General features: G+C 61.3%; 23 protein-coding genes and 1 riboswitch. Of the genes, 18 read left to right on the top strand and 5 right to left on the bottom strand.

What is annotated here, in order from left to right:
- Positions 1–25 precede the first annotated feature (25 nt).
- Positions 26–259: riboswitch (cobalamin riboswitch) on the top strand.
- Positions 260–339: 80 nt separating this feature from the next.
- From cobO to ACA051_RS09390, 14 genes are all read left to right on the top strand, one after another.
- Positions 340–951, top strand: a complete 612-nt coding sequence (cobO, locus tag ACA051_RS09325) for a cob(I)yrinic acid a,c-diamide adenosyltransferase (RefSeq protein ID WP_090181682.1) — start codon at positions 340–342, stop codon at positions 949–951.
- A 10-nt stretch (positions 952–961) separates the two neighbouring features.
- Entirely contained in the window at positions 962–2287 is a 1326-nt protein-coding gene (locus ACA051_RS09330; protein ID WP_497374456.1) for a cobyrinic acid a,c-diamide synthase CobB, read from the top strand.
- Positions 2284–2934, top strand: coding sequence for a 5,6-dimethylbenzimidazole synthase (gene bluB / locus ACA051_RS09335; protein ID WP_497309319.1), 651 nt, complete (start codon positions 2284–2286; stop codon positions 2932–2934). The genes ACA051_RS09330 and bluB overlap by 4 nt, the downstream gene beginning before the upstream one ends.
- Positions 2931–3839, top strand: coding sequence for an adenosylcobinamide-phosphate synthase CbiB (cbiB, locus tag ACA051_RS09340; protein ID WP_497374458.1), 909 nt, complete (start codon positions 2931–2933; stop codon positions 3837–3839). Before bluB ends, cbiB begins: the two co-directional genes overlap by 4 nt.
- The gene (cobD, locus tag ACA051_RS09345) at positions 3832–4824 is read left to right on the top strand and encodes a threonine-phosphate decarboxylase CobD (protein ID WP_497374460.1); all 993 of its coding nucleotides are present in this window, start codon (positions 3832–3834) and stop codon (positions 4822–4824) included. Before cbiB ends, cobD begins: the two co-directional genes overlap by 8 nt.
- Positions 4821–6272: a cobyric acid synthase gene (locus tag ACA051_RS09350; protein WP_497374462.1), complete on the top strand. Its 1452-nt coding sequence runs from the start codon at positions 4821–4823 to the stop codon at positions 6270–6272. The genes cobD and ACA051_RS09350 overlap by 4 nt, the downstream gene beginning before the upstream one ends.
- Before the next feature lie 118 nt (positions 6273–6390).
- Positions 6391–6912 carry a bifunctional adenosylcobinamide kinase/adenosylcobinamide-phosphate guanylyltransferase gene (cobU, locus tag ACA051_RS09355; RefSeq protein ID WP_497309327.1) on the top strand — a complete coding sequence of 174 codons (522 nt, stop codon included), beginning with the start codon at positions 6391–6393 and terminating at the stop codon, positions 6910–6912.
- Positions 6909–7964 carry a nicotinate-nucleotide--dimethylbenzimidazole phosphoribosyltransferase gene (gene cobT, locus ACA051_RS09360; protein ID WP_497374464.1) on the top strand — a complete coding sequence of 352 codons (1056 nt, stop codon included), beginning with the start codon at positions 6909–6911 and terminating at the stop codon, positions 7962–7964. Before cobU ends, cobT begins: the two co-directional genes overlap by 4 nt.
- Positions 7961–8536, top strand: coding sequence for an alpha-ribazole phosphatase family protein (gene cobC, locus ACA051_RS09365; protein ID WP_497309330.1), 576 nt, complete (start codon positions 7961–7963; stop codon positions 8534–8536). The genes cobT and cobC overlap by 4 nt, the downstream gene beginning before the upstream one ends.
- 2 nt (positions 8537–8538) lie before the next feature.
- Positions 8539–9270 carry an adenosylcobinamide-GDP ribazoletransferase gene (locus tag ACA051_RS09370; protein WP_497309332.1) on the top strand — a complete coding sequence of 244 codons (732 nt, stop codon included), beginning with the start codon at positions 8539–8541 and terminating at the stop codon, positions 9268–9270.
- Between the two features lie 131 nt (positions 9271–9401).
- Complete coding sequence (locus tag ACA051_RS09375; RefSeq protein WP_497309334.1) at positions 9402–9806, top strand: MarR family winged helix-turn-helix transcriptional regulator; 405 nt, start codon at positions 9402–9404, stop codon at positions 9804–9806.
- 52 nt (positions 9807–9858) lie between these two features.
- Positions 9859–11067: an MFS transporter gene (locus ACA051_RS09380; RefSeq protein WP_497374466.1), complete on the top strand. Its 1209-nt coding sequence runs from the start codon at positions 9859–9861 to the stop codon at positions 11065–11067.
- Entirely contained in the window at positions 11064–11186 is a 123-nt protein-coding gene (locus ACA051_RS09385; RefSeq protein ID WP_497309336.1) for a hypothetical protein, read from the top strand. The genes ACA051_RS09380 and ACA051_RS09385 overlap by 4 nt, the downstream gene beginning before the upstream one ends.
- 55 nt (positions 11187–11241) lie before the next feature.
- A complete protein-coding gene (locus ACA051_RS09390) occupies positions 11242–11793 on the top strand; it encodes a glutathione peroxidase (RefSeq protein WP_497309338.1) in 552 nt (183 codons plus the stop codon).
- An 89-nt stretch (positions 11794–11882) separates the two neighbouring features.
- Here the strand turns inward: ACA051_RS09390 and ACA051_RS09395 are convergent, their stop codons facing one another.
- The 3 genes from ACA051_RS09395 to ACA051_RS09405 all read right to left on the bottom strand — a co-directional run bounded on the left by ACA051_RS09395 (position 11883) and on the right by ACA051_RS09405 (position 14286).
- A complete protein-coding gene (locus ACA051_RS09395) occupies positions 11883–13154 on the bottom strand; it encodes an OmpP1/FadL family transporter (protein ID WP_497309340.1) in 1272 nt (423 codons plus the stop codon).
- 146 nt (positions 13155–13300) lie between these two features.
- Positions 13301–13783: a hypothetical protein gene (locus ACA051_RS09400; protein ID WP_497309341.1), complete on the bottom strand. Its 483-nt coding sequence runs from the start codon at positions 13781–13783 to the stop codon at positions 13301–13303.
- Between the two features lie 278 nt (positions 13784–14061).
- Positions 14062–14286, bottom strand: a complete 225-nt coding sequence (locus ACA051_RS09405) for a hypothetical protein (RefSeq protein ID WP_008031832.1) — start codon at positions 14284–14286, stop codon at positions 14062–14064.
- A 939-nt stretch (positions 14287–15225) separates the two neighbouring features.
- Here ACA051_RS09405 and ACA051_RS09410 point away from each other — a divergent pair.
- Both ACA051_RS09410 and ACA051_RS09415 read left to right on the top strand, forming a co-directional pair.
- Complete coding sequence (locus ACA051_RS09410; protein WP_497374468.1) at positions 15226–15549, top strand: sel1 repeat family protein; 324 nt, start codon at positions 15226–15228, stop codon at positions 15547–15549.
- Between the two features lie 175 nt (positions 15550–15724).
- Entirely contained in the window at positions 15725–17089 is a 1365-nt protein-coding gene (locus tag ACA051_RS09415; protein WP_497310559.1) for a DNA recombination protein RmuC, read from the top strand.
- A 178-nt stretch (positions 17090–17267) separates the two neighbouring features.
- Here the strand turns inward: ACA051_RS09415 and ACA051_RS09420 are convergent, their stop codons facing one another.
- Together ACA051_RS09420 and ACA051_RS09425 are read right to left on the bottom strand one after the other, a co-directional pair.
- Positions 17268–20738 carry a hybrid sensor histidine kinase/response regulator gene (locus ACA051_RS09420; protein ID WP_497374470.1) on the bottom strand — a complete coding sequence of 1157 codons (3471 nt, stop codon included), beginning with the start codon at positions 20736–20738 and terminating at the stop codon, positions 17268–17270.
- 181 nt (positions 20739–20919) lie between these two features.
- Positions 20920–21459 carry a TetR/AcrR family transcriptional regulator gene (locus tag ACA051_RS09425; RefSeq protein ID WP_497309346.1) on the bottom strand — a complete coding sequence of 180 codons (540 nt, stop codon included), beginning with the start codon at positions 21457–21459 and terminating at the stop codon, positions 20920–20922.
- A gap of 91 nt (positions 21460–21550) precedes the next feature.
- On the opposite strand from ACA051_RS09425, the gene ACA051_RS09430 reads away from it, so the two are divergent.
- Both ACA051_RS09430 and ACA051_RS09435 read left to right on the top strand, forming a co-directional pair.
- A complete protein-coding gene (locus tag ACA051_RS09430; protein ID WP_497309348.1) occupies positions 21551–22744 on the top strand; it encodes an MFS transporter in 1194 nt (397 codons plus the stop codon).
- A gap of 42 nt (positions 22745–22786) precedes the next feature.
- Positions 22787–23098, top strand: a complete 312-nt coding sequence (locus tag ACA051_RS09435) for a cupin domain-containing protein (RefSeq protein WP_497309350.1) — start codon at positions 22787–22789, stop codon at positions 23096–23098.
- The last annotated feature ends 33 nt before the right edge of the window (positions 23099–23131 follow it).

Raw genomic sequence — 23131 nt, forward strand, 5'->3', positions numbered from 1 at the left:
TGACGCTCCACCCCCAACCCTCTAACCTTCGCGGCTTGTTTCAGGTGCTCTGTGGCGGTGGCCGACAGAGTGAAACAGGGAAGCCGGTGAGTGACTATCACCAAGCGACGAAACGTCACGATCCCGGCGCTGCCCCCGCAACGGTAAATGAGTAAAGACTGCGTCTTGAGCCACTGTGTCGACTGTCGACATGGGAAGGCGCGCAGTCCGGCGCGAGCCGCTCATGAGCCCGGAGACCGGCCTGATTCATCCAACGGCATCACGGTGGGCGATGCCAGGCTTCTTGCCGTCTATTCTTGTGCCTGCCCGCCGTTATCCAGCCTCAACGGAGAGCTCCCCATGACTGATTCCCCTGATCGTGACGAACGCCACTTGGCGCGCATGCAGCGCAAAAAAGCCGTGATCGACGAACGCATCGCCAACTCGCCGAATGAGTGCGGCCTGCTGCTGGTGCTGACCGGCAACGGCAAAGGCAAGAGCAGCTCGGCCTTCGGCATGCTCGCCCGGTCCATGGGCCACGGCATGCAGTGCGGCGTGGTGCAGTTCATCAAGGGCCGTAACAGCACCGGTGAAGAGCTGTTCTTCCGCCGCTTCCCGGAGCAGGTGCGTTTTCATGTGATGGGCGAGGGTTTCACTTGGGAAACCCAGGACCGTCAGCGTGACATCGCCGCCGCCGAAGCCGCGTGGGCTGTGTCGCGTGAGTTGTTGCGTGACCCGTCGATTGGTCTGGTGGTGCTGGATGAGTTGAATATTGCCCTCAAGCACGGTTACCTCGACCTCGATCAGGTGCTCACCGACTTGCAGGCGCGTCCACCGATGCAACACGTGGTGGTCACCGGTCGCGGCGCCAAGCCAGAGATGATCGAACTGGCCGACACGGTCACCGAAATGGGCGTGATCAAGCACGCGTTCCAGGCCGGGATCAAAGCGCAAAAAGGCGTCGAATTGTGAGCTGCACTTTATGAGTAGCCATCGTCAATGCCCGGCGGTATTGATTGCCGCGCCGGCCTCCGGTCAGGGCAAGACCACTGTCACCGCCGCGCTGGCCCGTTTGCACCGCAATCAGGGGCGCAAGGTGCGCGTGTTCAAATGCGGCCCGGACTTTCTCGATCCGATGATTCTCGAGCGCGCCAGCGGTGCGCCGGTGTATCAACTGGACATGTGGATGGTTGGCGAGCAGGAAAGCCGTCGGCTTTTGTGGGAGGCGGCCGGGGAAGCCGACCTGATCCTCATTGAAGGCGTCATGGGGCTGTTCGACGGCACGCCGTCCAGCGCCGACCTGGCGCGGCATTTCGGTGTGCCGGTGCTCGGGGTGATTGACGGCACGGCGATGGCGCAGACCTTCGGTGCGCTGGCGCTGGGGCTGGCGAAGTATCAGCCGGACTTGCCGTTTGCCGGTGTATTGGCCAACCGCGTGGGCACGCTGCGTCATGCGCAATTGCTCGAAGGCAGCCTGACTGAAGGCTTGCGCTGGTACGGCGCCTTGTCGCGGGAAACCGGGATCGAATTGCCGAGTCGGCATCTCGGTCTGGTTCAGGCCAGCGAGTTGAACGATCTCGACGTGCGCCTTGATGCGGCGGCCGAATCGCTGGCCAGCAGTTGCGATGTGGCGCTGCCGCCCGCGGTGGAATTCGCCGGGCCCGATGTGATCGCCGCCGAGCCTTTGCTTAAAGGCATCCGAATTGCCGTGGCCCGTGATGAAGCGTTCGCCTTCACCTACGGCGCGAGCCTGGATTTGCTGCGGGCCATGGGCGCCGAGTTGCTGTTCTTCTCGCCGATCCGCGATGCTGATTTGCCAGAGGCGGACAGCCTTTATCTGCCGGGCGGTTATCCGGAACTGCACCATGTGGCGCTGTCACAGAACACCTCGATGCTCGACGCGATCCGCGCCCATCATGCCGCTGGCAAACCGTTGCTGGCCGAGTGTGGCGGGATGTTGTACCTGCTCGATTCGCTGACCGATGTCGAAGGTACTCGCGCCGAATTGGTTGGCTTGCTCAAAGGTGATGCGGTGATGCAAAAGCGTCTGGCCGCGTTGGCTTTGCAAGCGGTTGAGTTGCCGGAAGGTGCGTTGCGTGGCCACACCTATCACCATTCGTTGACCAGCACCGAACTTGAGCCGATTGCCCGTGGACTCAGTCCGAACGGCGGACGGGGGGCGGAGGCGGTTTATCGTGCGGGGCGGATGACGGCCTCTTATGTGCATTTTTATTTTCCGTCCAATCCTTCGGCGGTTGCCGCTCTTTTTGCGCCGGACTTTGATGCAGTCTTCGCGAGCAGGCCATGACCGACAACGCATTCTCCGAAGCCGAACGCGAAGCGGTCTACCGGGCCATCGCCGAACGTCGCGACATGCGCCACTTCAGCGGCGGCACTGTCGAGCCTGAGTTGCTACGACGCCTGCTCGAAGCCGCCCACCAAGCGCCGAGCGTCGGCCTGATGCAGCCCTGGCGCTTCATCCGCATCAGCGACCAGGCCCTGCGCAGCAAGATCCAGCAGCTGGTGGAAGAAGAACGCATCCGCACCGCCGAAGCACTCGGCGAGCGCACCGACGAATTCATGAAGCTCAAGGTCGAAGGCATCAACGACTGCGCCGAGGTGCTGGTCGCCGCGCTGATGGACGATCGCGAGCGCCACATCTTCGGTCGTCGCACCTTGCCGGAAATGGACATGGCCTCGTTGTCCTGCGCGATCCAGAACCTCTGGCTGGCCTCCCGCGCTGAAGGTCTGGGCATGGGCTGGGTGTCGCTGTTCGAGCCGCAAGCGCTGGCGGACCTGCTGGGTTTGCCACCCGGGGCCAAGCCGTTGGCGGTTCTTTGCCTCGGCCCGGTCAAGGAATTCTATCCGGCGCCGATGCTGGTACTCGAAGGGTGGGCGCAGGCGCGTCCGCTCAGTGAGTTGCTGTATGAAAATTACTGGGGAGTGAGTCAATGAGTGTGGCGTTATTGAGTGTCGCCGCGGTTGCGCTGGACGCGCTGCTGGGTGAGCCCAAACGCTGGCATCCGCTGGTGGCGTTCGGCCGTTTTGCCGACCGCATCGAGCAACGTTTCAACGGTGAGGGGCGTGGCTGGCGCAGCCATGGCGTCACCGCGTGGGTGATCGCGGTCGTGCCGCTGACGTTGCTGGCCACGGCGTTTTCCTGGGCGCCGTATGCGGGCTGGATTGTCGAGATTCTCGCGCTCTATTGCGCCCTCGGCATGCGTAGCCTCGGTGAGCACGTCGAACCGGTGGCCAAGGCTTTGCGCAGTGATGATTTGGACGAAGCCCGCAAGCGCGTGGGTTATTTGGTCAGCCGTCAGACCAGCGAACTGGATAAAACCGAAGTCGCCCGCGCCGCCACTGAATCTGTTCTGGAGAACGGCAGTGACGCGGTATTCGCTGCGCTGTTCTGGTTTGCCGTGGCCGGCGCGCCCGGCGTGGTGCTCTATCGCTTGAGTAACACCCTCGATGCCATGTGGGGTTACCGCAACGAACGCTTCGAACGTTTCGGTTGGGCGGCGGCGAAGATCGACGATGTCCTCAACTACATGCCTGCACGCCTGGTGGCGTTGACCTACGCGCTGTTGGGCAAAACCCGGCTGGCCTTGAAATGCTGGCGCACCCAGGGCCCGACCTGGGACAGCCCCAACGCCGGGCCCGTGATGGCGGCCGGTGCCGGTGCGCTCGGCGTCGAATTGGGCGGGGCGGCGATCTATCACGGTGAACTGCATCAGCGTCCGCAACTGGGCGAAGGCGTGCCGGCGGATGCCGATTCCATCGACCGTGGCTGGCAATTGGTTCAGCGCGGGGTATGGTTATGGCTGCTGATTCTCTGCGTGGGAGCTGAATTCTATGCTTGAGCACGGTGGTCGCTTGCGCAAGGCAGCGCTCGAATACGGCATTGCCGAAGCTGACTGGCTGGACCTGTCCAGCGGCCTCGCGCCGTGGCCATTCCCGATCCCGGACATTCCGTCGCGCGCCTGGGCGCGCTTGCCGGAAACCGATGACGGTCTGGAGCAGGCCGCTTGCGATTATTACGGCACCGGACAGGTGCTGCCGGTGGCCGGTTCGCAAATGGCCATCCAGTTGCTGCCGCGTTTGCGTCGGGCCGGTAAGGTCGGCGTGCTGTCGCCGTGTTACGCCGAACACGCGCACGCATGGCGCAGCAATGGTTACATCGTGCGCGAGGTGCTGGAGCAGGAAGTCGACTTCTATATCGACAGCCTCGACGTGCTGGTGGTGATCAACCCGAACAACCCGACGGGCCTGAGCCTGCCCCCGAGTCGCCTGCTCGACTGGCACGCCCGACTGGCCTCGCGCGGTGGCTGGCTGGTGGTGGACGAAGCGTTCATGGACAACACGCCGACGCTGAGCCTCGCGCCGTTTGCCCATCAGGTCGGCCTGATCGTGCTGCGTTCCTTCGGCAAGTTTTTTGGCCTGGCCGGTGTGCGATTGGGCTTTGTGCTGGCAGAGCGCAGGCTGCTCAAACTGCTCGCCGAGCAGGTGGGGCCCTGGGCTGTCAGTGGACCGACACGCGTGTTGGGCCAAGCCTGTTTGCTGGACACCGAAGGCCACGCAAGGCAGCGCGGGCGCAGCGAGGAGGCCAGCGCACGCCTGGCGCTTTTGCTCGGTCAGCATGGCTTCCCGCCGCAGGGTGGCTGCGCCTTGTTCCAATGGCTGATCACCGAGCATGCCGAAGCACTTCACGAGTTCATGGCGAGGCGCGGCATCCTGCTGCGGTTGTTCGCCCACAACAGCAGCGTGCGTTTCGGCTTGCCGGCGGTTGAAGCCGATTGGCAGCGCCTCGAACTGGCGCTTCAATCTTTCGTCAAGGACACCCGATGACTACGTTGATGGTGCAAGGCACCACATCCGACGCCGGTAAAAGCACGCTGGTGACGGCGTTGTGTCGCTGGGTCACGCGTCAGGGCGTGCGCGTCGTACCGTTCAAACCGCAGAACATGGCCCTTAACAGTGCCGTGACCGCCGATGGTGGCGAGATCGGCCGCGCCCAAGCGGTGCAGGCCCAGGCGGCCAACCTTGAGCCGCACACCGACATGAATCCGGTGCTGCTCAAACCCAACAGCGACACCGGCGCCCAGGTCATCATCCATGGTCGCGCGGTCACGACGATGAATGCGGTCGCGTATCACGACTACAAAACCATCGCAATGCAAGCGGTGCTGGCCTCCCACGAACGTTTGAGCGCGGCGTATCCGGTGGTGATGGTTGAAGGTGCAGGCTCGCCGGCCGAGATCAATCTGCGTGCCGGCGACATCGCCAACATGGGCTTTGCCGAGGCGGTGGATTGTCCGGTGGTGTTAATCGCCGACATCAATCGCGGCGGGGTTTTTGCGCATCTGGTGGGCACGCTGGAACTGCTGTCGCCGACCGAGCAGGCGCGGGTCAAAGGCTTCATCATCAACCGTTTTCGCGGCGACATCGCCTTGTTGCAACCCGGCCTCGATTGGCTCGAAGCGCGCACCGGCAAACCGGTGATCGGCGTGCTGCCCTATGTCATGGATTTGCACCTGGAAGCCGAGGACGGCATCGATCAGCGCCAGACCGACAAGGCTGAGCGCGTGCTCAACGTGGTGGTGCCGGTACTGCCGCGCATCAGCAACCACACCGATTTCGATCCGCTGCGCCTGCATCCGCAAGTGGACCTGCAATTCATCGGCCCCGGCCAGGCGATCCCGCCGGCTGATCTGATCATTCTTCCCGGCTCGAAAAGTGTGCGCAGTGATCTTGCGTACCTGCGGGCCAATGGCTGGGACACGGCCATCAGTCGTCATCTGCGCTATGGCGGCAAAGTGCTGGGGATTTGCGGCGGTCTGCAAATGCTCGGTGAGCAGGTGCACGATCCGCTGGGCCTCGAAGGCGCGCCGGGTTCCAGTCCCGGTCTGGGCCTGCTGGCGTTCGAAACACAGCTCGAAGAAGAGAAGCAATTGCGCAATGTGCGCGGTCGTCTGGGGCTGGAGGATGCGCAGGTCAGTGGCTATGAAATCCATGCCGGGGTGACCACCGGGCCAGCGCTGGAAAACGCCGCAGTGCAGTTAGACGATGGTCGCTGCGATGGCGCGCAAAGTGCTGACGGGCAGATTTTCGGCACCTACCTGCACGGCCTGTTTGAATCCCCGGCAGCGTGCAGTGCGCTGCTGCGCTGGGCGGGTTTGCAGGATGTGCAGGAAGTGGATTACCACGGGTTGCGCGAGCGGGATATCGAGCGGTTGGCGGATCTGGTGGAAAAGCATTTGGATACCCGATTGCTGCGTGAACTCTGCGGTTTTTGAGGGGACGCCTTCGCGGGCAAGCCTCGCTCCTACAAGGTCAAGAGCGGCTCAGATCCGTAGGAGCGAGGCTTGCCCGCGAAGAGGCCAGCAGCTACACCGCATATTTAAGGAATGAACCATGCTGCAACTGATCCTCGGCGGCGCCCGCTCCGGCAAAAGCCGACTGGCTGAAAAACTTGCGTTAGACAGTCAACTCCAGGTGACTTACATCGCCACCAGCCAACCGCTGGACGGTGAAATGAACGAACGGGTCGCCCACCATCGGGCCCGTCGTCCGGCCGAATGGGCGTTGATCGAAGAACCGATCGAACTCGCCCGCGTATTGCGCGAAAGCGCCCGCGCCGAGCGTTGTCTGCTGGTGGATTGCCTGACCCTGTGGATGACCAATTTGCTGATGCTCGACGATGCCGAACGTCTGAACGCAGAACGCGAAGCCCTGCTGGACTGCCTGGCGTCATTGCCGGGTGAAATCATTTTTGTCAGCAACGAGACCGGAATGGGTGTCGTGCCGCTGGGCGAATTGACTCGCCGCTATGTCGATGAAGCCGGTTGGCTGCATCAAGCCCTGGCCGAGCGCTGCCAACGTGTCGTCCTGACTGTCGCCGGCCTGCCCCTGACTTTGAAAGGAACTGCTTTATGACTCAATCCTGGTGGCTGAACCCGTGCAAATCGATCGACGCGCAAGCCGTCGAGCAGGCGCAGGCACGTCAACAGCAGCTGACCAAACCCGCCGGTTCCCTCGGCCGACTGGAATCGGTGGCCGTGCAATTGGCGGGGCTGCAACGGCAGGTCAAACCGAGTCTCGATCAGCTGTGGATTGCCATTTTTGCTGGCGACCATGGTGTGGTTGCAGAAGGCGTATCGGCGTTCCCTCAGGAAGTCACCGGGCAGATGCTGCATAACTTTGTCAGCGGTGGCGCGGCAATCAGTGTGTTGGCGCGCCAGCTCGGGGCTTCCCTTGAAGTGGTCGACCTCGGCACGGTGACGCCGGCGTTGAACCTGCCGGGTGTGCGTCACCTCAACATCGGCGCGGGCACCGCCAATTTCGTCGAAGGCCCGGCCATGACGGTTGCCCAGGGCGAACTCGCCTTGCAGGCTGGCCGCGACAGCGTGCAGCGAGCGGTCGCCTCGGGCGCGCAGCTGTTTATCGGCGGCGAGATGGGCATCGGCAACACCACGGCGGCCAGCGCGCTGGCCTGTGCCTTGCTCGAGTGCCCGGTGGTGCATCTGGCCGGGCCGGGCACCGGTTTGAACGCGGCGGGGGTCAGCCACAAAGCCCGGGTCATCGAACGTGCCCTGGCATTACACGGTGCTCAGCGGGGTGATGCGTTGCAAACCCTGTTCAACCTCGGCGGTTTTGAGATTGCGGCGCTGGTCGGCGCGTATCTGGCGTGCGCCCAGGAAGGCGTTGCGGTGCTGGTGGACGGCTTTATCTGCAGCGTCGCCGCGTTGGTGGCGGCGCGCTTGAACCCTGACTGCCGTGAGTGGCTGTTGTTCGGCCATCGCGGTGCCGAGCCGGGTCATCGTCATGTGCTGGAAACCCTCAATGCCGAGCCGCTGCTGGATCTGGGGCTGCGTCTGGGCGAGGGCAGTGGCGCCGCGTTGGCCGTGCCGTTGCTGCGTCTGGCCTGCGATCTTCACGGGCAGATGGCAACCTTCGCCGAAGCGGCGGTGGCGGATCGTCCGGAATGACGTTGCGACTGGATCTTCTGCGCCACGGGGAAACCGAACTCGGCGGCGGTTTGCGCGGCAGCCTCGACGATACGCTGACCGACAAGGGCTGGGCGCAGATGCGCGCGGCGGTGGTCGAGCAAGGGCCCTGGGATCGGTTGATCAGTTCACCGTTGCAACGTTGTGCGCGGTTTGCTGACGAACTCGGTGCACAACTGGGGCTGCCTGTGCACCTCGACAAGGATCTGCAAGAACTGCACTTCGGTGCCTGGGAAGGGCAGAGCGCGGCGGCGCTGATGGAGACTGACGCCGAGGGGTTGGGGCTGTTCTGGGCCGATCCGTATGCCTTTACGCCGCCGGAAGGTGAGCCGGTTGAAGCATTTTCGATGCGGGTGCTGGCGTCGATAGAGCGTCTGCACGCCGCGTATGCGGGTGAACGGATCTTGCTGATCAGTCATGGTGGCGTCATGCGTTTGTTGCTGGCTCAGGCACGTGGCTTGCCCCGTGAGCAGTTGCTGAATGTCGAGGTCGGCCATGGCTCGCTGTTTTCGTTGAGCGTCGAGTCAGGCGTCCTCCTCAAGGAAGCGATCTGACCATGTTGCCCTTCTGGATCGCCCTGCAATTTCTCAGCAGTTTGCCGATACGTCTGCCCGGTATGCCCACACCTGAGGAACTGGGTCGGTCGCTGCTGTTTTATCCGCTGGTCGGGCTGCTGTTTGGTGTCCTTTTATGGGCACTGAACTGGCTGTTGCTGGGCACGCCGCTATTGCTTCACGCCGCGCTGCTGCTGACCGTTTGGGTATTGCTCAGCGGCGCGTTGCATCTGGATGGTCTGGCCGATAGCGCTGATGCCTGGCTCGGTGGTTTCGGCGACCGCGAGCGCACGCTGACCATTATGAAGGACCCGCGCAGCGGGCCGATTGCGGTGGTGACGCTGGTGTTGGTGTTATTGCTCAAATTCGCCGCGTTGCTGGCGTTGATCGAGCAGCCGCACAGTATGTTGCTGATCATCGTTCCACTGATTGGCCGCAGCGCCTTGCTGGGTTTGTTCCTGACCACACCGTATGTGCGTGCCGGCGGGTTGGGGCAGGCGTTGGCCGATCATCTGCCGCGTTTGGCGGGTAAGCGGGTGTTGGCGGTCAGTGCGTTGGCCTGTGTTTTGATCGCAGGTCTCAGTGGGGTTTGGGCGCTTGTGCTGGCGGGGGTTATGTTTGTCTGGTTACGACAGCTGATGCTGCGGCGATTGGGCGGGACGACGGGGGATACGGCCGGGGCCATGCTGGAATTGCTGGAGATGGTGGTGCTGGTAGGATTGGCGCTGGTTTGATGGTTGTGGGCAAGATGTACCGGCATTTTCGCTAGCAGGCCCGTGAATGCGCTCTGCCAGACCCCTTTGATTTTGCTGAACAAACCCATCTGTAACTTGATTTAACACACTCGCGGGTATATACACGCACCATGCTCGACTCTCAATGTTTATGCATCAACCTGCGTCGCGCCGCCCGTGGCGTCAGCAGGCATTACGACGGCGCTCTCGACGGCTTCGGGATCAACGTTGCCCAGTATTCTTTGCTATGCAATCTGCAGCGTCTGAATGAACCGAGTATCTCCACCCTGGCCGAAGCCATGGGCCTGGACCGCAGCACCCTGGGGCGCAATCTTCGAGTGCTTGAGGGCGAAGGTCTGGTGGCGCTGGTCGAGGGGGAGGACATGCGTAACCGCATCGTCCGGCTGACCCAGGCGGGCGCAGATCGCCTGACAGCGGCCTTGCCTGCCTGGGAAGCGGCGCAGCAGCGGCTGATCGACCGTCTGGGCGCCGAAAAACGCGAAACCTTGTTGCGACTGCTGGACGAACTGGCGTGATGCCGGTTTTTCCGACCTTAAGCGGGTATATACCCGCTACCGGAGAATAAGAATGACCTCGATGTGGCGTACATGCGGTTGGGTTTTGGTGGGGAGTGCACTGATCCTGGCATTGTCTTTGGGCGTGCGACATGGCTTCGGGCTTTTCCTGGCACCGATGAGTGCCGAGTTTGGCTGGGGGCGTGAGACGTTTGCCTTTGCCATTGCCTTGCAGAACCTGATCTGGGGCCTGGCGCAGCCGTTCACCGGCGCGTTGGCCGACCGCTTTGGCGCGGCGAAAGTGGTGCTGGTCGGTGGTGTTCTGTACGCAGTGGGCCTGGTGTTCATGGGCTTGTCCGACTCGGCGGTGACCTTGTCCCTGAGTGCGGGCCTGTTGATTGGCATCGGCCTGTCGGGCACATCGTTCTCGGTGATCCTCGGCGTGGTCGGTCGCGCCGTGCCGCCGGAGAAACGCAGCATGGGCATGGGCATCGCCAGCGCCGCCGGCTCGTTTGGTCAGTTCGCCATGTTGCCCGGTACGCTGGGGTTGATCGGCTGGCTCGGCTGGTCCGCCGCATTGCTGGTCCTGGGTTTGCTGGTGGCGCTGATCATCCCGCTGGTGAGCATGCTCAAGGACAAGCCGCTGCCCGTGCTCGGTCATGAGCAAACCCTCTCCGAAGCGCTGCGTGAGGCCTGCTCCCATTCGGGGTTCTGGCTGTTGGCGTTGGGTTTTTTTGTCTGCGGTTTCCAGGTGGTGTTCATCGGTGTGCATTTGCCGGCGTATCTGGTGGATCAGCATCTTCCGGCCACGGTGGGCACCACGGTGCTGGCGCTGATCGGGCTGTTCAATATTTTCGGCACGTACACCGCAGGTTGGCTCGGCGGTCGCATGTCCAAACCGCGCTTGCTCACCGGTTTGTACCTGTTGCGGGCGGTGGTGATTACCCTGTTTCTGTGGGCGCCGGTCACCACGACCACTGCGTACCTGTTCGGCATGGCCATGGGCTTCCTGTGGTTGTCGACCGTGCCATTGACCAACGGCACAGTGGCGACCTTGTTCGGCGTGCGAAACCTGTCCATGCTCGGTGGGATTGTTTTCCTCTTCCACCAACTCGGTTCGTTCCTCGGCGGCTGGTTGGGTGGCGTGGTGTATGACCGAACCGGGAGCTATGACTTGATCTGGCAAGTGGCGATTCTCTTGAGCTTGTTGGCCGCCGCCCTCAACTGGCCGGTGCGTGAGCAGCCGGTAGCGCGCCTGCAAACCCGGTTGAGTGCGATATGAACCGTCTCTGGCCGCGAATGGCGGTAGTCGCTGTCGGCGCCTTGCTGCTGGCCCTGGCCTGGTGGGGATGGCATCAGGGCGGGTTGGCGCTGATGCAGTTGGGCATGGGCGCTTGCTAGGAACAGGCGAGGGCGAGTAACTTCGTTTGTGACCATTAATCAAGGATGCACCGACATGCTGATGCGCTGGATTGCAGTCCCCGCGTTGCTGGTGGCGTTTACCGGATTGGCACAAGCAGCCGAGTGCCCGGAGCTGTTGCAGGGCTCGTTGCCCAAGCTGCGCGCCAAGGAATCCATCGACCTGTGCCAGCGGTTTGAGGGTAAACCGCTGGTGGTGGTCAATACCGCAAGCTTCTGTGGTTTTGCCCCACAGTTCAAAAGCCTTGAGGCGCTGAATCAGCGTTACAAGGATCAGGGGCTGGAGGTGATCGGCGTTCCGTCCAATGACTTCAAGCAGGAGTCCAAGGACGGCGCTGAGACCGCCAAGGTCTGCTACGTGAACTATGGCGTGACGTTCACCATGACTGAGCCGCAGAAAGTACGCGGTGAAGACGCGACTCACCTGTTCAAGGTCCTCGCCAAACAGACCAGCGCGCCGAAGTGGAATTTCTACAAATACGTGGTCGATCGCAAAGGTAAGGTGATCGCCAATTTCTCCAGCCTGACCAAGCCCGACGATCCCGAGTTCATCGCCGCGGTGGAAAAAGCCCTGGCCTCGCAACCCTGATTGACGCCCATGAAAAAGCCCCGCCTCTGTGCAAGAGAGCGGGGCTTTTTTGATTCAGGTGGCGAGCGTTTCAGGCACGCCGTGAATCATCAGAAGCGGTAGGTCGCGCCTACACCGAAACCGTTCGCATAGTTTTCATACTTGGCGCTGTAGTTCTGGCCACGGTCGTTGCTGTTGTTGACCTTGACCGACTCTTCGCGCAGGTACGAGTACGCTACGTCGATGGTCAGGTCGTCGGTCGGGCTCCAGCCGGCGCCCACGCTGAAAATCTTGCGATCGCCCGTCGGGATGCGTGGGGAGCGGTCGACGTTGTTGGTCGGTGCCTGGTCAATGGACAAGCCGGTACGCAGCACCCATTGCTTGTTCAGCTGGTAGGACGCACCGATGGCGTGAGCCCAGGTGTCGTGCCAGTTCTGTTCTTCGGTGATGGTGCCGAACTGACCGTTCAGGATGGCCGGAACCCCCTTGTTATCGACGGTGATTTCTTTCAGGCGGCTCCAGCGAGTCCAGGTGCTGCCTGCGTACAGCGTCCACTGGTCGTCCAACTGGTGAGTGACCGAGAAATCCACCGATTCAGGCGTGGTCAGGTCCAGCGAGGCGTCGTACTTCTGGCTTGGATTCTGGCCCACAGCGGCGAGCACGTTGTAGTTGACCTTAGTGTCACCCTCGAGCTTGTACTTCACTTTCGAGTGGTAGGTCAGGCCGACGCGAGTGCTGTCGGTGGCTTGCACCAGGACGCCGATGTTGTAGCCCAGTGCGGTGTCGTCACCTTCGATCTTGACCTTGCCGTCCGGTGCGGCCTGGGTAATCGACAGATTCGATTCCAGGGTGCCGTCGATACGGTTGATGGTCGGGCCGAAACCGATGGAGACCTTGTCGTTGAAGGCGTAGCTGACAGTCGGTTGCAGGGTGACGATCTTGACTTCGCTCTTGCTGCCGAAGTAACGGCCGGCGAAGCCGTTCTCGTAATCGGTCACCAGGCCGAACGGAGCGTACACACCGATACCGAATGCCCAGTGGTCGTCGATTGGCTTGACGTAGTAGCCCATCGGCACGCCCATGAAAGGGACCATGTCACCTTTGTTGGTACCGCCATTCGGACGGGAGCTGGCGTCACTGATGTCAGTGTGCGCGTCGATGAATGCTAAACCGCCGGTCACTTGTTCGCGCTTGATGCGAGACATGCCGGCAGGGTTGCCAGCAATGGTGGATGCGTCGTCGGCAGAAGAAGATCGCCCGGCAAAACCTGTCCCCATCCCGCTGATGCTTTGTTCGTTGAGGGCAAAGCCACTTGCGAAGATCTGGGTGGATGCCATGGCAACGGCGAGGCTAATGGTGGTTTTGAGCATTACTTTTTTCATTATTAGAACTCCTGGTGATCACCGGGGCGAAAATTACCAACATTTTCGTCCCAGCGCTATAGGCTGTATGGCTTGAGTTAGAGCGGTTTTGTAGGACAATCCGACCAGATTCGCGACCCGTTGCAGGATCTTTGGAAACCGGTGGGTCAGCAGGCGACCTGATTCAGTGGTGATACACAGGTTTGCCAAGCGTAGGTGAAATCGCGCAGGCGTCCTTGAGGCTGAAAAGTCTGGCGCCAGATTCGCGCCATTCCCAACAAGTCATCCGCGGCGGGGAGGGGAGTGTTCTGTTCTTCTACCAGCAGCCAGGCGATGGCAGTGGCGTAACGCAGGTTGACGGTCAATTCCAGGTGCGGTCCGCTGAGAAAGGCATGCTGGCTGGCGAGGCCGCGGACGAGACTCGCGCGCTCGGGGTCCAGCGCCAGGTAGTGATCCCAGAGAGCCTGGTGGCGGGGTTCGGCGATTCGGTACAGGCCGTTTCCACGGCGGTCGTGCAGGGCGGAACCAAGGGCTGACTGGCTGGCGGCGATGCCCAGCAGAAGGGATTCGGCAGTTGCGCTATGGCGCCCGAGGTAAATCAATGTCGGACGGATCACATAACGGCACAGTTCGCTGGCAGCGATACCCATAAAGCCCTCGAAACATGAAATGGGCGGCGAAACCTGAAGGGAGCGTTGGCAGCAGGTGAATCGACTCAGGCTCGCCGGAAAGCGGATCAAGCCGCTTGAGTTGAAGTGTAGTGTCATATTCGCGCTGTAAAGGCCTGTTTTTAAAATATTTCCGGCTGCGAGTTATAACCGTTATATCGTTTAGTGCTTAGCCGCAGGCTGGCTGTTGAGAAATATCGGGCAATAAAAAGCCCTGCTTTTTGAGCAGGGCTTTTGAGGTTTTCAGTCTTTCTGGCGTATCAGGCAACCAGTGCCTGACGGGTACGCTCGATCACTGCCTGCAGCGGTTCTGCGCTGGAGTATTGATCGGGGTACAGGCGTTCGCTGTGACGAGCGATGCCGTGTTCGTTGACCAGGGTGAAGCTGAAGCAGCCTTTGCGAGCGGCCATGATCAGGCAGTTCATTGGTGCAAAAGCGTTGGTTAGGGTGCGGATTGCATCCTGAGTGTGGATTTGAGTAGTCATTAAATGGTGTTCCTACAAGCGACACGGATAAGAACCGTGCAAAATTTAAACGTTCCAGTGACGACGACCACCATTGGTCGAACGAAGAACCCGACTGGAACAAAGCAGCCAGTTTGAAGCGCTAATAATTGGCGCGCTTGGGCTGGCAGGTAGGTACTTAGGAGGGCAGGCAACACATCAAGGGCAAAGGTTCTGGGCCCGGGGTGAAGATCCTGATCAATTTGCAGGCTGGTTCGGTCAGAGTAAGTGAGCTTCGCAACACCCTTTGCTTTCGTTTCAAAGGCTGTGTTGGCGCAAGGTTTACCTGGAAACCATCGAGGTGGTCGATCCCGCTTGTTCGGTGGAGGCTTCCGTTGGGAAGGCTGACCGGGAGGATTTGTTCGACCAGAATTGACTTTCAGCTTGGTACTAACGCCGCGGATACTAACGGATTGAGTAGGCGAAGGGAAGCTTGAAGGTAAAATAATTTCCGTGCCCCGCCAACATGCTGCGTCAGGGGACAATTTCCGACCGTTGGTCGCCGCTCCGGCATAAGCCTGGGACAAGGCTTTACCAAGGTTATCCCCAGGAACCCTGCACAAAACGCTCCGAAAAAGAGCATCGATATAACTGCCGCGAAGGTACTTGTGCACATAAGTTGCGCAGACTGTAACCGGACTGTCATCCGCGCCCCGACCACAGTGGGTGCCTGTACTGAAAATTTAAGTCAATGAAAAACATCGCTTTTTTTTACTGGTGAAAAAATCGTCAGTTTGACTGCGAGCCCCATTCCACAGGGCTTTGCGCGAGTTCAAGGGCGGTTGTCCACTGAGTTATCCACAGCTTCTGTGGATTGTCCCGAGCGCTTGCTCTAGGACGGGCGTGCCGGGTTTTTTAGACTTTACCTGTAAGAAAAAAAGAGTAGAGTGGCGCGCCTTCCGATCTGCCCCACAGTGCTTTATGAAGTTTCGCTCCGTATCAGTTTCTGCCACCTCAACACCTCCCAGTGTTACCCCTCCCAAACGCTTTTCGATGCGAGTGGCGGAGTGGTTGCTCGATAGCCCGCGCCTGGGTGAAAACACCAACATCAAACATTTCGCCGGACGCTTGCTCAAACAGCCTGCCCGCGAAGGTGTGGTGGCCGCGCAAAGTCGTCTCGGCCAGTTGATGTGCCGTGAATGCGGCAATGCCCGCGATCGCCGGATTGGCCAGGACCTGTTGCGCCAGGCCGCGCGAGCAGGGGACCGACGCGCTCAACAGGAACTGGGCCTGGTCGAAGACTGAGCTGTCCAAGTCCTGACGCCTTGGTTACCCTTCAAGCTTTATTTCATCGGCAGGAGTCGCTATGGCTATGGACTTGACCAGCATTTTGCTGGGTCTGGCGGGCGCCGCACTGCCCTTGCTGGTATTGGCCTGGCAAATCCAGCGCCGGGCGAGCGCTGGCCAAGCCGAGGCGGCGTTGCTGGAAGAGCGTCTGGCCATGTCGCTACTGGCGCAGGACGGCTTGAACGCTCAGCTCGAAGCCTGCCGCGATGAAATCGGTGATCTGGGCCAGGCCAACGCCGCCAAGCAGGCAGAGCTGGCTGCGATGCGCCGTGAAATCGAACTGCTACAGATAGAGCGCGACGATGCCCGCGATGCGGCTCACGCCTGGAACATCGAACGCGCCGGCAAAGATGCCGAGCTGCGGCGCCTGGACGCCCGGGCGGCCTCGCTCACCGCCGAGCTGCGTGAGCAGCAGGACAGCCATCAAAAGCGCCTAGACGACCTGCAAGGCTCACGAGACGAGCTGCGAGCGCAATTCGCCGAACTGGCGGGCAAGATCTTCGACGAGCGCGAGCAGCGTTTCGCCGAAACCAGCCAGCAGCGCCTGGGCCAGTTGCTCGATCCTTTGAAAGAACGCATTCAGTCTTTCGAAAAGCGCGTTGAGGAAAGCTATCAGGCCGAAGCCCGAGAGCGGTTTTCCCTGGCCAAAGAGCTGGAGCGCCTGCAGCAACTGAACCTGCGCCTAAGCGACGAAGCCACCAACCTCACCCGTGCGTTGAAAGGGCAGAAAACCCAGGGCAACTGGGGTGAGTTGATTCTTGAGCGCGTGCTTGAACACGCCGGGCTGGAGAAGGGCCGTGAGTACCAGACTCAGGTCAATCTCAAGGGGCCGGACGGTGAGCGTTTCCAGCCGGACGTGATCATTTATCTGCCGGGCGACAAGCAGGTGGTGGTCGACTCCAAAGTCAGCCTTACGGCCTATCAGCAATACGTATCGGCCGAAGACGATGCCATCGGCCAGATCGCCATCAAGCAGCACGTGCTGTCGCTGCGCAATCATGTCAAAGGCCTGTCAGGCAAGGATTACAAGCGACTCGACGGCTTGCACAGTCTGGATTTCGTCTTGCTCTTCGTGCCGATCGAAGCGGCGTTCTCCGCTGCGTTGCAGGCTGAGCCGACGCTGTTCCAGGAAGCCTTCGACCGCAACATCGTCATCGTCAGCCCGACCACGTTGCTGGCGACCCTGCGGGTCATCGACAGCCTGTGGAAGCAAGAGCGCCAGAGCCAGAACGCCCGGGAAATCGCCGAGCGCGCCGGATGGCTGTACGACAAGTTCGTGTTGTTCATCCAGGACCTGGATGAAGTCGGCAATCGCTTGCAGCAACTGGACAAGGCCTACAGCTCTGCGCGCAACAAGCTGACAGAAGGTCGCGGCAACCTGGTCAGTCGCAGTGAGCAGTTGAAGTTGCTGGGTGCGCGAGCCAGCAAGAGCTTGCCGGCTGATCTGTTGGAGCGGGCGATGACCGATGTCGATGGATTGGCCGAGTTGCCTGAGTAAACAAGGCAGCACCTGTTCTTTGTGGCGAGGGGGCTTGCCCCCGTTCGGCTGCGCAGCAGTCGTCAATCAGGCCGCGCGTTATTACCTGAAGGAATCGCGGTAAGGGTTCGGGGGCCGCTGCGCAGCCCAACAGGGGCAAGCCCCCTCGCCACATTGATGTGTGTTGAACCCTCCTGCGCTACAACGGCAAATGCCGACTCAACAACGCCCGCAACGCCGCCGGTTTCACCGGTTTGGCCAAGTACTCAAGGCCCGCCGCATGCACCTGGGCCACTGTCTCCGGCCGGCCATCAGCACTGATCACCACCCCCGGCACCGGCTCACCCAGTTGGGTGCGCAACCACGCCATCAACTCGGTCCCGGTCTCGCCATGGTCAAGGTGGTAATCCACCAGCGCCAATTGCGGACGTACACCGTCCTTCAGCAGCGCCGCGCATTCGTCGCGGTTGCGTGCGGTCCAGACCTGGCAACCCCAGCGTGTCAGCAGGCTGTTCATGCCGATCAGGATGCTGTCTTCGTTGTCGATACACAACACCTGCGCGCCGCTCAGCACGTGGCCATTGAGCTCGTTGACTTGGGTCGGCGCGACGGCTTGTGCCTGTGCCAGCGGCACGCTGACGCTGAACACACTGCCGCGCCCCGGCCAGGACCTTACGCGCAAGGTGTGACCCAGAACGCGACACAGCCCGTCGGCAATCGCCAGCCCCAGTCCCAGGCCTTTCTCCGCGCGAGTCTGGTGGCTGTCGAGGCGTTTGAATTCTTCGAAAATCACCTGTTGCTTGTCTTCAGGGATTCCCGGTCCACGGTCCCAGACCTCCAGGCACAACTCCCCGTTGCGGCGCCGGACGCCGAGCAGCACGGGCCCCTTGGCGTAGCGGAACGCGTTGGTCAGGAAATTTTGCAGGATCCGCCGCAGCAGTTTGATGTCGCTGTCGATTCGTAAAGTGCTGCCCCGAACACGGAATTTCAGCCCTTGTTCCTGGGCCAGTGCCTTGAACTCGGCACCGAGTGCATCGAACAACTCGTTGAGCACGAAGGGCTTGGGGTCCGGGTTGATCTTGCCGTTCTCCAAGCGGGAAATATCCAGCAGATCGCTGATCAGGTCCTCGGCCGAGCGCAACGAGCTGTCGAGGTGATGCACCAGTTTCTGCGCCTCGCTGGACAGGCCATCGTCTTGATGGGAGAGGGCTGCGGAGAACAGGCGTGCGGCATTCAGCGGTTGCATCAAGTCATGGCTGACCGCCGCCAGAAAGCGGGTTTTCGACTGGTTGGCCGATTCGGCGGTGCCCTTGGCTTCGGTCAAGGCCACGTTGAGTTGGGACAGTTCGTGGGTCCGCGCGGTGACCCGCTGCTCCAGGCCTTCGTTGGCTTCGGTCAGCGCCTGCTCGGCCTCGCGGAACGCAGTGATGTCAGTGAAACTCATGACGAAACCGCCGCCGGGCATCGGGTTGCCGATCAGTTCGATCACACGTCCGTTGGGGAACAGTCTTTCAGAGGTGTGGGCGCGGCCCTGACGCATCCAGTGCAGGCGGCGGGCGACGTGCACTTCGGCTTCACCGGGGCCGCACAGTCCGCGCTCGGCGTTGTAGCGAATGATGTCGGCAATCGGGCGGCCAAGCCTGATCAGCCCGTCCGGGTAATTGAACAGTTCCAGATAACGCCGGTTCCAGGCCACCAGTTTCAGCGACTGGTCGACCACGCTGATGCCTTGGGTGATGTTTTCGATAGCGCCTTGCAACAGGGCGCGGTTGAACTGCAGCACTTCCGAGGCTTCGTCGGCGATCCGCACGACATCCTCCAGTTGCATTTCCCGACCTTCGATGGCGGCTTTGACCACCGCGCGCGTCGAGGAAGCACCGAGTACGCCGGCCAGCAAACGTTCGGTGTGGGCGATCCATTCACCGTCGGCGTTCTGGTTCGGGTTGAAACCTTTGCCTTGGCGGTAGGCAAAACGGATGAAGCTCTGCCGCGCCCGTTCTTCACCGACGAAGCGTGCGGCCAGTTGCAGCAAGTCGTCGATCTGCACCGCGAGCATCGAGCGGGCGCTGGGGCGCGCGCTGATTTCCTGACCGATGAAACGCCCGGCCTGCCAGTGCTCCGACACCCTCGTGCGTGACAGCACAGACACCCAGGCGAACAGCGTGAAGTTGGCCGCCAGCGACAGCACCACGCCTTGGGTCAGCGGGGTGAGCGGCAGGTTCAGCGGGTTGCTGTGCAGCCAGGCCAGCCCCGGGAAACTGCTCAAGGACAAACCGAGGCTGTGGGCCGCGATCGGCAGAATGAGGGTGTAGAACCAGAGGAATGTCCCGGCGGCGAGACCGGCGAACACGCCCCGGCGATTGGCCTGTTTCCAGTACAGCGCGCCGAGCATGGCCGGGGCCAGTTGGGTCACGGCGGCGAAGGCGATCTGGCCGATGGTCGCCAGGCTCGCAGTCGAGCCAAGCAGGCGGTAACTGACGTAAGCCAGCAGCAGAATCACCACGATGCTGACCCGGCGCACAGAAAGCATCCACTGGCGGAACACTTCGAACGGTCGCTCGGCGTTGTTCCGGCGCAGCAGCCACGGCAGCAACATGTCGTTGGAGACCATGGTCGACAGCGCCACGCTGGCGACGATCACCATGCCGGTCGCCGCCGAGGCGCCACCGATAAAGGCTAGTAATGCCAAGGCCGGGTGGGCTTGGGCCAGCGGCAGGCTGATGACGAAAGAGTCCGGCAGTACCGAGCTGGGCAACAGCATCTGACCGGCGAGGGCGATGGGTACGACAAACAGCGCTGCCAGCGCCAGGTAGGCAGGGAACACCCATTTCGCCAGGCGCAAATCCTGAGGGTCGATGTTTTCCACCACCGTCACGTGGAACTGCCGGGGCAGGCAGATGATCGCCATCATGGCCACGCCGGTCTGCACCACCATCGACGGCCAATTGATGGTTTCCTTCCAGTACGCCTCCAGGCGCGGGGCGAGCATGGCCTGGTCAAACAGGTCGTCGAATCCGTCGTACAGGCCGTAAGTCACGAACGCCCCGACCGCGAGAAACGCGAACAGCTTGACCAGCGATTCAAAGGCAATCGCCAGCACCATGCCACGGTGGTGTTCCGTGGCGTCGAGGTTGCGGGTGCCAAAGACAATGGTGAACAGCGCCAATACCAGCGACACGATCAGCGCCGTGTCCTGGGCGCGGGTGCCCATGGCGTCGGCACCGGCGCCGATCAGCAGGTTCACCCCGAGCACGATTCCCTTGAGTTGCAGCGCGATGTAGGGCAACACGCCAACCAGGCAAATCAGCGCCACTACCACCGCCAGCGATTGGGATTTGCCATAGCGGGCGGCAATGAAGTCGGCAATGGAGGTGATGTTCTCCTGTTTGCTGATCATCACCATTTTTTGCAGGACCCACGGCGCGCAGACCAGCAGCAGGATCGGCCCGAGGTAGATTGGCAGGAATGACCAGAGTTGCTCGGCGGCCTGGCCGACGGCGCCAAAGAAGGTCCAGCTGGTGCAATAGACCGCCAGCGACAGGCTGTACACCCACGCGCGCACTCGCGGCGGCAACGGTGTGCTGCGACGGTCGCCGTAAAAGGCGATGGCGAACATGATGGCCATATAGGCCAGGGCGACGGCGGCGATCAGCCCGCTGGACAGCGACATGGGAACTCCCGACAAAAGACACCCGGGACTCCCGCCCGGTCAGACAGTCTCGCACGATGGCCGGGGTTAGTCAGTGTCGACCAAGGTCGTGGCGTGGTGGGGTGTCGCAGGGTGTTTGTCAGTTGGATTTTTAGTGTTTGTGCTGGCCTCTTCGCGACCCGACTTGCCCGCGAAGGCGGCCTCACTGATTTAACGCAAGCTCGATCAACTGATGCAATTCCTCAACCTCCAGCGCCGCCGCCGAAAACAGGATGCGAAACACCGTCGGTGCCGCCACCAGGTTGATCAGTCGGTCAACACTCGGTTTCGGCTGATCCGGGTAACGGTCCAGAATCGTCTGCAACTGCCCGCCGATGATCGTGGTGCAATAGACCGGTGTGGTGCTGCATTGCACGTCGCGCAGCATGTTTCGCCCGGGCTCGGAATTCATCTCGTCCAGATACTGCTCCGCCCAGGCCCGCACATCACCGCGCAAGCTGCCGGTGTCGGCCGGTTCGCTTTCCGGGCGCAGGCGGGCGAGGGCCACGTCGGCCAGCAACACCGACAAATCACCCCAACGCCGATAAATCGTCGACGGCGTCACTCCCGCGCGCGCAGCGATTTGTGGGACGGTCACGGTGGCGCGGTCCTGCTCTTCAAGGAGTTGGCGGACAGCCGAATGAATCGACTCTTGCACCCGGGCGCTTCGACCGCCCGGGCGTAAACCTTCTTTAATAGCCATATGGCGGACCTTAACACAAAGAATTTGCTTTAAGCGTGGACCAGTAGCACACTCCGCAAAAGCAACAAATTAGCTTTTGCGGAGTGTGCGCATGTCCAGCTCGATATCAAACCGTTCCAGCCTGTGGTTCCTGGCGATCACTTTACTGAGTTTTCTTGCCGCTTCCACTGCGCCAACGCCCCTGTACCACTTGTATCAGGAACACCTGCGATTCTCGGCAGCGACCCTGACCCTGATCTTTGGCGTCTACGCCATCAGCTTGCTCGCCGCGCTGCTCACCGTCGGTTCGCTCTCGGATTACCTGGGGCGCAAGCCGGTGATCTTCACCGCTGTGGTGCTGAACATGCTGGCCATGCTGCTGTTTATCAATGCTGACAGCGTCGCCTGGCTGATCAGCGCCCGGGTGCTTCAGGGCTTTGCTACCGGGATGGCCACGGCTGTATTGGGTGCCGCGCTGCTCGACACCGATCGCCAGCAAGGTCCGCTGGTCAACAGCGTCGCACCGCTGCTCGGCATGGCGGCCGGCGCCATGGGTTGCGGCTTGTTGGCCGAGTTTGCGCCGCTGCCACTGCAATTGACCTTCTGGGTGCTGCTCGCGATGTTCGGGTTGCAGGCGCTGTACGTCTGGCGTCTGCCGGAAAGTGTCAGCCCACAGCGGGGGGCGCTGGCTTCGCTGCTTCCGACTCTGCATGTGCCCATCCAGGCGCGGCGTGCGTTGTGGCTGGTGCTCCCGATCAACACTGCAGCTTGGGCGCTCGGTGGTTTTTACGCGTCCCTCGCTCCATCCCTTGTGCGGACGGCCACCGGATCGACTTCCAATCTGATTGGCGGTGCGACAGTTGCCGTGCTGACCGTCACCGGCGCGTTGATGATCTACACCTTGCGCAGTCGCCCGGCCGACAAAGTCTTGCGGGTCGGCGCGAGCATTCTGCCCGTCGGTGTGGCGCTGATTTTACTGGCGGTACACAGCGCCAGCCTGCCGTTGTTTTTCATCGGGACGCTGGTCGCCGGATGCGGGTTCGGCGCCAGTTTCCTCGGCTCGTTGCGCAGCGTCGTGCCGCTGGCTTTGCCTCACGAACGGGCCGGGTTGATGTCGGCGTTTTATGTGCTCAGCTATCTGGCCTTCTGCCTGCCGTCGTTGCTGGCGGGGAATCTGACGCGAGCCTTTGGGTTGGTGACCACGACCGATGGTTATGGCGCGGTGCTGATTGTCCTGGCCGTCGTTGCGTTGTTGGCGTTGATGCGTCAACAGCCTGTCAAAGTCTGTGGCGCCGATGTTCGATGACCGCTAGCCTTGGCACCGCCACTTCTTTCGACGGAACGCCCCATGAAGATCATCCGCAGCAAATCCTTCACCGCCGACCGTGCCTGGGGCGCCTTGGATATCGCCAGCATGAACGGCATCACCACCCGTTTGCACTGGACCGATCAGCCGTATAAATGGCACGTCAACGAAGGTCAGGAAGTGTTCGTCGTGCTCGATGGCCAGGTGCAGATGCGCTATCGCGAAGACGGTGTTGAAAAGGACACGCTGCTCGACATCGGCGACATTTTCTACGCCTCGGTGGGCACCGAACACGTTGCCCATCCACAAGGTGCGGCGAGGATCCTGGTGATCGAGACCGAAGGCAGCGTCTGACGCTATATCTACAAAACAGATAACAGTTAGAGA

The organism is Pseudomonas sp. LBUM1669 (assembly GCF_059695705.1).